The 12131-nt window shown below is 75.1% G+C and carries 14 protein-coding genes; 11 read left to right on the forward strand and 3 right to left on the reverse strand.

Features of this window, described 5'->3' with window-relative positions:
- Positions 1-61: 61 nt before the first annotated feature.
- On the forward strand, positions 62-685 hold the full coding sequence (locus ACFO3M_RS08895) for an MBL fold metallo-hydrolase (RefSeq protein ID WP_387988224.1): 624 nt from the start codon (positions 62-64) through the stop codon (positions 683-685).
- Positions 686-703: 18 nt separating this feature from the next.
- Here the strand turns inward: ACFO3M_RS08895 and ACFO3M_RS08900 are convergent, their stop codons facing one another.
- Positions 704-1048, reverse strand: coding sequence for a hypothetical protein (locus tag ACFO3M_RS08900; protein WP_387988225.1), 345 nt, complete (start codon positions 1046-1048; stop codon positions 704-706).
- A gap of 161 nt (positions 1049-1209) precedes the next feature.
- On the opposite strand from ACFO3M_RS08900, the gene purF reads away from it, so the two are divergent.
- Both purF and purM read left to right on the forward strand, forming a co-directional pair.
- Positions 1210-2793 carry an amidophosphoribosyltransferase gene (purF, locus tag ACFO3M_RS08905; RefSeq protein WP_387988226.1) on the forward strand — a complete coding sequence of 528 codons (1584 nt, stop codon included), beginning with the start codon at positions 1210-1212 and terminating at the stop codon, positions 2791-2793.
- Entirely contained in the window at positions 2790-3854 is a 1065-nt protein-coding gene (gene purM, locus ACFO3M_RS08910; protein WP_387988227.1) for a phosphoribosylformylglycinamidine cyclo-ligase, read from the forward strand. Before purF ends, purM begins: the two co-directional genes overlap by 4 nt.
- 72 nt (positions 3855-3926) lie before the next feature.
- Here purM and ACFO3M_RS08915 read toward each other — a convergent pair whose 3' ends face one another.
- Both ACFO3M_RS08915 and ACFO3M_RS08920 read right to left on the reverse strand, forming a co-directional pair.
- Entirely contained in the window at positions 3927-4145 is a 219-nt protein-coding gene (locus ACFO3M_RS08915; RefSeq protein WP_387988228.1) for a DUF3073 domain-containing protein, read from the reverse strand.
- Between the two features lie 188 nt (positions 4146-4333).
- On the reverse strand, positions 4334-4567 hold the full coding sequence (locus tag ACFO3M_RS08920; RefSeq protein WP_387988229.1) for a Rossmann-fold NAD(P)-binding domain-containing protein: 234 nt from the start codon (positions 4565-4567) through the stop codon (positions 4334-4336).
- Here ACFO3M_RS08920 and ACFO3M_RS08925 point away from each other — a divergent pair.
- From ACFO3M_RS08925 to ACFO3M_RS08960, 8 genes are all read left to right on the forward strand, one after another.
- A complete protein-coding gene (locus ACFO3M_RS08925; protein WP_387988230.1) occupies positions 4554-6029 on the forward strand; it encodes a recombinase family protein in 1476 nt (491 codons plus the stop codon). The genes ACFO3M_RS08920 and ACFO3M_RS08925 overlap by 14 nt on opposite strands.
- A gap of 250 nt (positions 6030-6279) precedes the next feature.
- A complete protein-coding gene (locus ACFO3M_RS08930; RefSeq protein WP_387988231.1) occupies positions 6280-6519 on the forward strand; it encodes a hypothetical protein in 240 nt (79 codons plus the stop codon).
- 209 nt (positions 6520-6728) lie between these two features.
- On the forward strand, positions 6729-6956 hold the full coding sequence (locus tag ACFO3M_RS08935; RefSeq protein WP_387988232.1) for a hypothetical protein: 228 nt from the start codon (positions 6729-6731) through the stop codon (positions 6954-6956).
- Positions 6953-7216: a hypothetical protein gene (locus ACFO3M_RS08940; protein WP_387988233.1), complete on the forward strand. Its 264-nt coding sequence runs from the start codon at positions 6953-6955 to the stop codon at positions 7214-7216. Before ACFO3M_RS08935 ends, ACFO3M_RS08940 begins: the two co-directional genes overlap by 4 nt.
- Before the next feature lie 151 nt (positions 7217-7367).
- Complete coding sequence (locus ACFO3M_RS08945; RefSeq protein ID WP_387988234.1) at positions 7368-7730, forward strand: hypothetical protein; 363 nt, start codon at positions 7368-7370, stop codon at positions 7728-7730.
- A gap of 562 nt (positions 7731-8292) precedes the next feature.
- Complete coding sequence (locus ACFO3M_RS08950; protein WP_387988235.1) at positions 8293-9195, forward strand: ParB/RepB/Spo0J family partition protein; 903 nt, start codon at positions 8293-8295, stop codon at positions 9193-9195.
- 1067 nt (positions 9196-10262) lie between these two features.
- Complete coding sequence (locus ACFO3M_RS08955) at positions 10263-10991, forward strand: HNH endonuclease family protein (protein WP_387988236.1); 729 nt, start codon at positions 10263-10265, stop codon at positions 10989-10991.
- The gene (locus ACFO3M_RS08960; RefSeq protein ID WP_387988237.1) at positions 10991-11449 is read left to right on the forward strand and encodes a WhiB family transcriptional regulator; all 459 of its coding nucleotides are present in this window, start codon (positions 10991-10993) and stop codon (positions 11447-11449) included. Before ACFO3M_RS08955 ends, ACFO3M_RS08960 begins: the two co-directional genes overlap by 1 nt.
- Positions 11450-12131: the final 682 nt, after the last annotated feature.

The raw sequence follows: 12131 nt of genomic DNA on the forward strand, positions 1-12131 counted from the left end.
TCGAGGCCGCGTTCGAGAAGATGCAGAAGGGCGAGGTGCTGCGCTCCGTGGTGGTCCTCTGATGGCCGGGTCCACGGGAGGCGTCCGCATCGAGAAGGCCGTCGTCTCCGGGGTGTTCAGCCTCGACGGGCAGGACTTCGACGTCGACAACAACGTCTGGCTCGTCGGCGACGACGACGAGGTGCTGGTGATCGACGCGCCGCACCGCGCCGAGCCGATCCTCGAGGCGATCGGCGGGCGGAGGGTGACGGCGATCGTGCTCACCCACGGGCACAACGACCACATCACGGCCGCGGTCGACCTGCGGGAGGCCACCGGCGCGCCGGTCTGGTTCCACCCCGCCGACCGGGTGCTGTGGGAGATGGTCCACGAGAGCGCCGACCCCGACGAGGCGCTGGCCGAGGGCACCCTCTTCCGCGTCGCCGGCACGTCGCTGACCGCGCTGCACACCCCGGGTCACAGCCCGGGCAGCACGTGCCTGCACGCGCCCGACCTGGCCGCCGTCTTCACCGGCGACACGCTGTTCCACGGCGGCCCCGGCGCCACCGGCCGCAGCTTCAGCGACCACCCGACGATCGTGCGGTCGATCCGCAGCAGGCTGCTGACCCTCCACGGCGACACGGTGGTGCACACCGGCCACGGCGAGGACACCCGCATCTCCGCCGAGATCAGCACCGTCCGGTAGGGCGGCGCCGGCCCGGCGTCACGCCGGGCCGGCGTTCCCCCCGGCCGTCGTCCCGTCGCTCCCGGCCTCCGCGGCCGGGGGCTCCGGCGTGCCCGAGCGCTCCAGGCGCTGGCGGATCGCCGCGACGTTGAGCGCCAGGTCCTCCAGCGCCTCGACGGCGCGCGTGGCGAGGGCGAACGTGAGGTTCTCCCGCCGCTCCTCGGCGCTGGGCTCGCGCCGGCGCTGCCGCGTGTCGTGGTCGGTCGCCCGCCGCCAGGGGTCGTCGTCGCCGTCGTCGCCGCCGCGCGACGGGTCGAACAGCCCGCGCAGCATGCGCTGGGCCATCTCGAGGAAGTCGTTCGGGTCGGGCCGGTCGCTGCTCATGTCGGTTCCTCTCAGGTGGACCGTCCGTCAACGCGCCGGACCCCTGCTGCGGTTCCGCCCGCCCGGAGTGCCCGGCCGGCCGGTGCGGACCCGCCGCCGGGGTGGGCACGATCACGGCTCGGGCAGGAGGTACCCCGCAGGGCGCCGGTACGCTCGTCGGTGTGCCTCGCGGTGACGGACGGCTGACGCACGACCTCGACCCCCACGCTCCCGGCCCCCAGGACGCCTGTGGCGTCTTCGGCGTCTGGGCTCCGGGGGAGGAGGTCGCGAAGCTGACCTACTTCGGCCTGTACGCCCTCCAGCACCGCGGTCAGGAGGCGGCGGGCATCGCGGTCTCCGACGGCGCCTCGGTGGTCGTCTACAAGGACCTCGGCCTGGTCAGCCAGGTGTTCGACGAGTCCACGCTGGGCAGCCTGCGCGGCCACCTCGCCGTCGGGCACACCCGGTACTCGACCACCGGCGCGTCCACCTGGGAGAACGCCCAGCCGACGTTCCGCACCACCGACGCCGGCACCGGCCTGGCGCTGTGCCACAACGGCAACCTGGTCAACACCGCGGAGCTGGCCAGCCGGGCCGCGGACGCCGGCGTGCCCGGCGCCTTCACCGCCAGCACCGACTCCGACCTGGTCACCTCGCTGATCGCCGCCCGCCCCGACATGAGCGTCGAGGCCGCGGCCATGGAGGTGCTCCCGCAGCTGCGCGGCGCCTTCAGCCTCACCTTCATGGACGAGGACACCCTCTACGCCGCCCGCGACCCGCAGGGCGTGCGCCCGCTGGTCCTCGGCCGGCTCGAGCGCGGCTGGGTGGTGGCCAGCGAGACCGCGGCCCTCGACATCGTCGGCGCCTCGGTGGTCCGCGAGGTGGAGCCCGGCGAGCTGCTGGCCATCGACGAGAACGGCCTGCGCAGCCAGCACTTCGCCCCGGCCGAGCCCAAGGGCTGCGTCTTCGAGTACGTCTACCTCGCCCGCCCCGACACCACGATCGGCGGCCGCAGCGTGCACGCCGCCCGCGTCGAGATCGGCCGCCGGCTGGCCAAGGAGCAGCCCGCCGACGCCGACCTGGTGATCCCGGTCCCGGAGTCCGGCACGCCGGCCGCCGTCGGGTACGCCGAGGCCAGCGGCATCCCCTACGGGCTCGGGCTGGTCAAGAACTCCTACGTCGGCCGCACGTTCATCCAGCCGTCGCAGACCATCCGGCAGCTGGGCATCCGGCTCAAGCTCAACCCGCTGCGCGACGTCATCCGCGGCAAGCGGCTGGTCGTCGTCGACGACTCGATCGTGCGGGGCAACACCCAGCGCGCGCTGATCCGCATGCTGCGCGAGGCCGGCGCGGTCGAGGTGCACGTGCGCATCTCCAGCCCGCCGGTGAAGTGGCCGTGCTTCTACGGCATCGACTTCGCCAGCCGCGCCGAGCTCATCGCCAACGGCCTCGACGTCGACGGCGTGCGTGCCTCCATCAACGCCGACTCCCTCGGCTACGTCTCCGAGCAGGGCCTGGTCGCCGCCACGGAGCAGCCGGTCAACCGGCTGTGCACCGCGTGCTTCACCGGCCGGTACCCGATCCCGCTCGGCGAGTCCGGGGTGCTCGGCAAGCACGTGCTCGAGGGCAGCCTCCCCGCCGGCGTGGCCCGCACCCCCATGCCGCGGGTCGACGACGCCGAGCGCGCCGTCACCGGCTGGACCGGCCAGCAGGCCGGCAGCCCCGCGGTGCCCGGCGGCGCCGACGACGCCCTGCGCCGTCCGTGAGCCGGGCGCCCGGGAGCGGCGGCTTCACCTACGCGGACTCCGGCGTCGACATCGACGCCGGCGAGCGGGCCGTCGACCTCATGCGGACGGCGGTCGAGCGGACCCGCCGGCCCGAGGTGGTCGGCGGCCTGGGGGGCTTCGCCGGGCTGTTCGCGCTCGACACGACCCGCTACCGGCGCCCGCTGATCGCCTCGTCCACCGACGGCGTGGGCACCAAGATCGCCCTGGCGCGGCAGCTGGACCGGCACGACACCGTCGGCATCGACCTGGTCGCCATGGTCGTCGACGACCTCGTGGCCTGCGGCGCCGAGCCGCTGTTCCTCCAGGACTACGTCGCCTGCGGGAAGGTCGTCCCGGAGAGGATCGCCGCGATCGTCACCGGCATCGCGGCGGGGTGCGAGCAGGCCGGGGCCTCGCTGGTCGGCGGGGAGACCGCCGAGCACGGCGACCTCATGGCCGCCGACGAGTACGACCTGGCCGCCACCGCGGTCGGCGTCGTCGAGGCCGACGCGGTGCTCGGGCCCGAGCGGGTCCGCGACGGCGACGTCGTCGTCGCGATGGCCTCGAGCGGGTTCCACTCCAACGGCTACTCGCTGGTGCGCCGCGTGGTGTCCGCCGCCGGCCTCGACCTCGCCGCCACCCCGGCCGGGCTGGACCGGCCGCTGGGTGACGTGCTGCTCGAGCCGACGCGGATCTACGCCCTCGACTGCCTCGCCCTGGTGGACGGGCTCGGGGTCGACGGGGTGCACGCGTTCGCGCACGTCACCGGCGGCGGGCTCGCCGGCAACACCGCGCGGGTGGTGCCCGACGGGCTGGAGGCGGTGCTCGACCGCGGCACCTGGGCACTGCCGGCCGCGGTGTCCCTGCTCGAGGAGCACGGCGTGCCGCGCGAGGAGTCCGAGCGGGCGTTCAACTGCGGCGTCGGCATGGTCGCCGTCGTCGCGGCCGAGGTGGCCGAGCGGGCGGTGGGCCTGCTGACCGGCCGCGGGGTGCCGGCCTGGGTGGCGGGCACCGTCGGCGCCGGCGGGACCGGCGCGCGGCTGGTGGGTTCCTACCGCTGACCACGGCACACACCGCCGCCCCACGAGGGACGGCGGTGTGTCGTGTCGATCAGACCGGCGCGGGGCCGACCCTCAGCGACTGGCTGCCCAGTCGTCCTCGGAGTCGTCGTCCGCCCACCGGTCGGTGTACTCGTCGTCCTCGTCGTCGTCCTTGTCGGCACGCGACGCGGTGTACGGAGACGGAGAACCGGCCAGCTCGCGCTGCAGCGCGGAGAGGTCGGTGTTGGGTGAGCTGTACTTGAGCTCACGGGCCACGCGTGTCTGCTTGGCCTTCGCTCGGCCGCGCCCCATCGGCTCGACCCCCTCGTGACGGAGAACGGGAGTCCAGCTCACGGGCTGGACGGCCCGCGTGGCGACCCCGACTGAGTGACTGTGTCTTGACCCAGCCTACGACACGAGCGAGGCGCGGGCACGGGTCCTCCCCCGCGGTCCCCCGACAGGGGCGGTGGTCCGCGCCACGCCCCTGCCGACGGCCCAGGTCAGCGGGGCAGCCGGATGGTCGCCAGCCGCCCGACGGAGGCGATCCGCTGCTCGGCCAGCCGGTCGGCGGCGACCGCGGGGGAGACGCCCTCGGCCGCGGCCGTCTCGAACACCCGCAGCGCGACGTCGAAGATGCCGGCCGCCTTGGCCTCCGCGCGGGCGAAGGAGAAGCCGTGCGCATACTCGTGCCAAAGACCTGCATTGGCGTACGTTGGCCCCGTGACCACCACCACGCACAAGGGCCTGACCAGCTCAAACACCGCCGCCGACACTGCCAGCACCGACGCCGCGCCCGTCGTCCGGGCCGTGCTCTACAGCCGCATCAGCAAGGACACCGAGGGCCTCGGGCTGGGCGTCGAGCGCCAGCGCGAGGAGCTGCACCGGCTGGCCGCCGCCCGTGGCTGGCACGTGGTGGCGGACCTAGCGGACAACGACATCAGCGCCAGCAGCGGCAAGCGTCGCCCGGCCTACGAGCAGGCGATGGCCCTGGTGGACCGCCGCGAGGTGGACGTGCTGGCCGTGTGGGCGGTGGACCGGCTGGTGCGCCGCCTGCGGGATCTGGAGGACGTGATCGACAGGACCGAGGCGAGTGGCAGTGCCGCCGGGGTCCGTATCGTCACCTGCCAGGGAGACCTCGACCTGTCCAGCCCGGCGGGCCGGATGCAGGCGCGCATCCTGGCGTCCGTGGCCCGCAACGAGTCCGAGCAGAAGGGCCTGCGCCAGCGGCTACAGCAGCGCCAGGCCGCGCAGTCCGGCCGCCCCCCGGCGCGCCGCGCCTTCGGCTACTTGCCCGGCGGCCGGGACCTGAACGAGCCCGAGGCCGGCGCGATCCGCGAGTGCGCGAAGCGACTGCTGGCCGGGGCCAGCCTGACCAGCCTCGCGGACTACCTCAACGGCGAGGGCCTGACCACCAGCCTGGGCCGCCCGTGGGAGCGGACCGCCGTGCGCGCCATGCTGCTGAACGCCCGCCTGGCGGGCATCCGCACCCTGCGCGGCGAGGTGGTGGGCAAGGGCACGTGGCCGCCGGTGCTGCCCGAGGAGGACTGGCACGCGGTCCGCGCGCTGCTGCTGACCCCCGGCCGGACCACCAGCGGCGGCACCACCGCCCGCAAGTGGGTGGGCGGCACCCTGTACCGGTGCGGCCGGTGCCGTGCCCCCATGCGGACCGGCACCCGCGCCGGTGCGTCCGGCAACGCTGACCCGACCGCCGCGCGCATTTACCTGTGCGACGCCACCGGGTCAAAGCACCTGACCCGGCGGGCGGACGAGGTGGATGCCTACGTGCTGGCCGTGGTCGAGGCGCGGCTGGCCGAGCCGGACGTGGCCGCGCTGCTGCCCGCCGAGTCCCCGGACGTGGCCGGGCTGCGCCGTGAGGCGGCGGACCTGCGGGAGCGCCGGGACGGGCTGGGCGAAGCCTTCGCCGACGGCCTGCTGACCGCCGCGCAGGTGAAGACGGCCTCGGACCGGCTGTCGGCGCGGCTGGCCGAGGTGGAGGAGCGGCTGGCGCAGGCCAGCCAGGCGGGCGGCCTGTCCTACGTGCTGGCCGCCGAGTGCCCGCCGGTGGCTTTCCGGTCCGCCGCCCTGGGCATCCAGCGCGCCGTCATCGACACCCTGATGACCGTGGTGCTGCTGCCCGGCCGGTCCGGCAGCCGGGGCTTCGACCCCGAGACCGTCCGGCTGGACTGGAAGGGCTGACCGCTCCGCACCACCCGGCCACCGGCCCCGGCTGCCCCCTTGGCGGCCGGGGCCGTCGCATGTCCAGGGGGCCGGAAGTTTGCGCACGCGCTAGTAGGCACGGCGCGCTAGGGCACCTAGCGTCGTGGGTGCCAGGCAGCGGGGCACAGGTCCCGCACCCCCGACCGTGGGGGCTGGCGAGCGGTGGCAGTGCGCGGCCAGGGACGCGCCACCGTGCGATCCCTGACCCCAGGAGCCCACCGTGTCATCGGTGACTCATGAGCGCGCCCGCGTGGCCCACGCGACGCGCTTCCACGGCCCGGACGCCCCGCAGACCGCCCTCGCCCGGCGGGACCTGCGCGCCGCGAACCTCGAGGCCGCCATCCGGCGCGCGGTGGCCGAAGCCCCGCCCCTGACCGGGCAGCAGAAGGCCAGGCTGCGCGCGCTGCTGTCCCCGGCCGCCGGCACCGCCGCCCGGCAGCAGGCCGCCCGGCTGGACGGCGACGAGTGACCGCCGCCCCGGCGCGGCCGGGGCGGGCTGACCCCAGGGACACGTCTCGCCGCACGGTGCGTCCGCGAGACGTAGGTTGGGCGGTGCCTGACGCGGTGACCCCCGCTGACGGCAGCACCGGCCTCCCCCGTGGGGACCCGGCCCGCACCGCCCCGGCACGGCGGCAGCGGACAGGGGAGGTCTCGCTGCCGCACGTCCTGGGGGTCCCGATGGCCGCACCACCCGTCCCACCGAACCCGGAGGTCCGCCGCTGGCGGGCCGCCGTGGGCCTGGCCGCGCGCTGGCATGGCCCCGACAGCCCCGAGGCGCTGGCCGCCCGGCAGGCGCTACGACACGCCGCGCTGTCCGCCGACGTGCGCGACGCCCTGGCCGCCGGGCACCTGTCCCCGGCGCACCGGCGGGACCTGGCCGACATGCTGCTGGACGGTGCCGCGTGAGCGCCGCCACCCGCCGCCGTGCGGCCACCACCCTGCCGACCGGCCTGTCCACCGCCGAGCGGCTGGTCTACGGCTACCTCGCCGCCTTCGTCACTGTGCGAAAGGGCGTGCCCGTGGACCCGCCCACGCTGGCCGCTCACGTCTGCCTGCCCGCTGACGTGACCGCCGCCGCCGTCGAGGCGCTGCTGGCCCGACGGCTGCTGCGCCGCCAGCCCGACGGCCGCGTGCTGGTCCTGGGCGCGCCGGGGAGTGGACCATGAACGGGGAGACCCGGCCCCCCTGCCCTGGGGACCGGGCCACCGCCACCGCTGACACCGCCGCCGCCAAGCAGGGGGTCCGCGCTGCCCAAGGTACCGGCCCGGCGGGTACTGCCGCGCCTGGCCGCCACCTGCCGGACAAGGGGGTCGGGTAGTGGCCGCGCCGCCCCGGTGGAAGGCCAACGCCGGGCTGCGCGGGAAGTGGTCGCGGGCCGTCATCGGCAGCCCTGATATCAGCCCGCCAGCCGCGCGGGTGGCTTGGGCGCTGTCCCTGTGGATGACCGACGACGGGGTGGTGGCCGTCAACCGCCGCGAGGTGGCCGAGGCGCTGGGCTGGAAGACGGTTCAACGGGTCACGGACCGCATCGGGGAGCTGCGGCGGGCCGGGTTCCTGGGCGACGTGGGCGGCGGCAAGAACGGCCAGGTGGCCCGCTACCAGGCGCAGATCCCCCTCCCCGCCCGGCAGTGGATGGCCGCCGGGACCGCCGCCGCCAGCGCCGAGGAGGGCACGCGGTGACCGGGGCCAGGTACCCCGGAGCGGGGTACCTCGGTGGCCGCCTTTACGGGGGGCAGGTAACGGGCAGCCAGGTACCTGGGAGCGGGGTACCTGCCCTCGCGGCGACAGGCGGGCCAGGTACCCCGGAGCGGGGTACCAATACGCGCGCGCGTCAACAGACGGGACGTGCCTCGGTCCCCTACGGGACCGCACCCGGCCGCCGGACTGGTGCCCCGTCCGGCCCCGTCCTGTCCTTCGCTGCGGTGACGCCGACAGGCGGCACCTACGGGACCGGACCACGACGGGACGGATGGGCGGCCGGTCACGTCCTGCGGCTGACCGCCGGACGGCGACGGCACGAGCCACCGTCAGCGATGAAGAACAACAACAACCATTCCCGCCACCACGGCGGCACCGGCGGACGGTTGCCCGGCAGCACCGCCCTGCGGGGCCGTCCGACCGACGCCCGACTGGTGTCGCGGGGCGCGGAACGCGAAGCCACCTGCGGCCCGCAGGACCGCGTACGCGCGCACGTCCCCAGGACGACGCTGTGGCCATCACGCAGGACCCGATAGGTGACCGCATGACCGCCATCGCCGGGGTGCACCCGTACGCCGAGCAGTTCCCGATGCTGACCGACGACGAGCTGGCGGATCTGGCCGAGTCGATTCGGGCGAATGGTCTGCGACAGCCCATCGTCGTCACCCCGGACGGGCTGGTGCTGGACGGGCGCAACCGGTGGGCCGCCTGCCAGCGTGCCGGGGTCAAGCCGGCGACGATGGTGTACGAGGGCGACCCCGCCGACTGCGTCATCGACGCCAACGTGCGGCGGCGGCACATGACCACCGGCGCGCGGGCGATGAGTGCGGCGCTGGTGCTTGCGGCTGCTGGGCGGCGGCGGGACGGCCGGTGGATCGGCTGGTCCCGCACTTCCCAGACATCTGGAAGGTCCTCCGGCGAGCGCGAGGCGCTGCGGCAGGCGGGCGTCGTCCTCGACTACGCGCCGGACCTGGCCGCGCCGGTGGTGTCCGGCGAGGTGACGCTGAATGCCGCCTACGAGCGAGCGCAGCGTGCACGGGGGTCCAGACGGCTACGCGACGACGAGGACGCTGCACGCGCCCACCTCGAGGAGCACGCCCCCGAGCTGGTCGAGTTGGTGGCCGACGGCACGCACGGGTCCTACCGCGAGGTCGCCTGGGCCGCGCTGCTCATCGAGGACGAGCGGGCGGGTGCAGCGCGGTCCGAGCGTGACCACCAGCAGCAGTCAAAGCGCACCTACGCCCACCTGGCGGGGACCGTCCGGTTCCTGGCCCAGCTCGACGCAGCCCTGGGCGGCGTGAACCGCGTCATGGACGCCTACGACCCCGCCGCGCTGGACGCCACGGCAGGTGCCGACCCCGCCGGCCTTGAGCCGGATAGCCTGCGCCGCGCCTCGCACTTCCTGGCGCAGCTCGCGGAGTGGGCGGAACGGCGGAACAAGGCATGACCCTCGCCGACCAGGCACTCACCCCCGGCACCCCCACCGAGTGCCCCCTTGTCCCCGACCTGGGGGTAACCCGTGAGCGCCGCTGTGTCGTGGACCCTCTCGCCTCAGGTCCCGTCACACTAGGGACCTCCTGCCAGGCCGACTCCGTGGCGCTCGCGGCACGGCCTCCCGGCCAGCACCACCAGCACCCACGGATGCTCCCGCCCGGACTGCCCCACCCGCAGGCCAGCACCCACACGGCCAGGCGGACCCCGGCACCCACGCGGGCAGCACCCCCGCGCCAGCACGTGCACCCCCCCCCCGCGCACAGGCTCCCCCGCACAGGGGCTCCCCCACGCACAGGGCAGGGGCAGGGCAGGGGCACCCACCCCACCCACGCACCAGGCCACAGGCGCAGGGGCACGGCAGGGGCAGGGCAGGGGCAGCAGCACAGGCAGGGCAGCAGCAGCGGTGACAGCGCAGGCACAGCCAGCAGCAGCATCGGACAGGCAGGCAGCAGCACACACACGTCGGCACAGGTCAGCGCACGCATGGTCAGCGCGATGCACACGGCGCATGACCAATGCGATGCGCATGGTCATCGGTCAGCGATGCACATGGTCATCACTGACGCGATGCACACGGGCATCGGCGACGCGATGCACACGCGGGCATCGGCATCGGCCAGGCATCGGCACGCGGGCAACGGCACGGACAGGCAGCAGCACAGGCAGCCCGGCACCCACCGCACCACCAGCAGCACCACCCCGAACACCACCCGCGAGCGCGCCACGACGGCCCGCGAGCGTCCCGAGCAGCCGCCGCCCGCACTAGCGGACCAACGGACCAGCCAGCACCCACCGCGCGCCGAACGTCGTCACCACCAGCCAACCCCGCCGCGACCGCCGAGCCCGCCGCCCCGTCACCAGCCCGGCGCAAGCTGATCGGCTGACGACCCCCTCCCCCCTTCGAATGTCAGCCACCCCCGGTACCTGACCCCTTCGCCGCTAGTCAGCAGTCCCCCCCGATTCGCACAGACACCGATTCGGCTCACGAAGTGCCAACGACCACCGAGAGGACCCCGAGACGTGACAAGCGCACCGACCAGGCCAGCGCCGGCCGTCGCTGCTGACGAGGGCGGGCTGCTGGCGGGCCTGACGCGGCAGGAGCGGGACCGGCTGGCGGCGCTGCTGGCGGGCAGCAGCACCGAGGACCCGTCCGGCTGCCTGCATTGGCGCGGCCGGACCAACGAGCAGGGCTACCCGATCCTCTGGCTGGGCGACCGCTACGTGCGGGTGCACCGGCTGGCGTACGAGCTGACCGAGGGGCCGGTGCTGCCGGGCTTGCTGCTCGACCACGCCTGCCACACCGCCGACCGGTCCTGTCCTGGGGGCCGGTCCTGCCTGCACCGCCGCTGCATCCGCCCGGCGCACCTGGAGCCGGTGTCCGACCTCGAAAACGTGCGCCGGGGCCGCAGTCCGGCTGCCGTGGTGATGCGGACGGGCTACTGCCAGCGGGGCCACCTCGTCGCGGGCGACAACCTGCTAGTCCGCACGTACCCGAACCGGCGGACCGAGCGCCGCTGCCGCATCTGCGCCGAGGCTGCGGTGGCCCGGTGGGTGGCGCGGGACGCGGAGCGGCGGAGGCAGGCGCGCAAGGCGCAGGGTCCCCGGCAGCCCCGAACCGTCTGCTCGCAGGGGCACCCGATGACCGAGGCGAACACGTACCGGCGGCCGTCCGGGGCCACCGAGTGCCGGACGTGCCGAGCCGCGAAGCCGCACCGCAGGACCGCCACGGCGTCGGGGCGGGTGGCCTGATGCCCGCCCGGCAGGCAGCGGACCGCAGCGGCCCCGCGTCCCGCTGGCCGGTGGCGTGGGTGGGTCCGTCCAGCGCCGTGCCCTGGCCCAAGGTCCGCCCGGCGTCCCCGGACGCGGCGGCTGCCCATCGGGTGCTGCGCGCCGCGCTGAACCGGCTGACCGCGAAGACGCCGTGCCAGCGCGGTCCGGCCGAGGACTGGTTCCCGGTGGGTCAGGCTGGCGTGCCGCAGGGCCGCGAGACGGCGCTGCGCTGCCAGGGCTGCCCGGTCATCGACGAGTGCCTGGCCGCCGGGCTGGCCGCCTACGAGGTGGGCATATGGGGTGGCACCAGCGAGGGCGAGCGCGACGCCATGCGCCGGGCCGCGCGTGCCGAGCGGGCGCGTCACGAGCTGGCCGCCGCCAGGGCCGCGCGGGCTGCCGGTGCCGTGGCCGACCGGGTGCCCGAGCCAGTCGGCTAAGAGGTACCCCAAGGGGTATGCGAGGGCCGGTCTAACTATTCGTAGGCGACAGCGCGAGCGGCTGACTCAAAGTCAGACGAGCATGGCCTGACCTACGAACAGTCAGCCGACAGGCCGACTCGCCTAACGCTTGAGTCGGCCTCTCGGAAGGTCCCTGGCATAGCGGTCCGCAAGTGGAGGGTCAGGCCGACTCAGGGCACGACAGGGGCGAGAGCGGGCAGACGCTAAGCCGGCGATTTGCGGTCCCGCGAGGGGTGCTGATCGGCGGGTTCGGGGCGGCCGTCGCCGCCGTCCGCCAGCGGCACCGGGGGCCGTCGTCAGCCCCCGGCGCGGCGGGGACCGGCCTCACACCACCGGACGGGGCCAGGGTGGGCCGTCCGCCGCCACTTCGGGAGCCCCCTCGGCGTGTCTCGACCGGCGTAGCGCGCTGTCCGCAGGGTGAAGATCGCTTGACCCGCTCGGGTCTTCGCCACGCAAGCTCGGCAGGCAGGCCGCCAGGGGCGGACCACCGGCGCAGGGACGTGGACGGCAACAGAGCCGCCCGCACCCGCCCCGGCCAGGACGCCCCGGCAGGAAGACCGCCGCCGTGCTCCCGAACTCCCTGACCGAGCGAGCCCGCCTGGGCGCGCTGACCCGTGACCACGCACCCGAAGCCGAGGTCGCCGCGTGCCGTCACCGCATG

The sequence above is a fragment of the Geodermatophilus arenarius genome (assembly GCF_042654585.1).
GTDB classification, from domain to species: Bacteria; Actinomycetota; Actinomycetes; order Mycobacteriales; family Geodermatophilaceae; genus Geodermatophilus; species Geodermatophilus arenarius.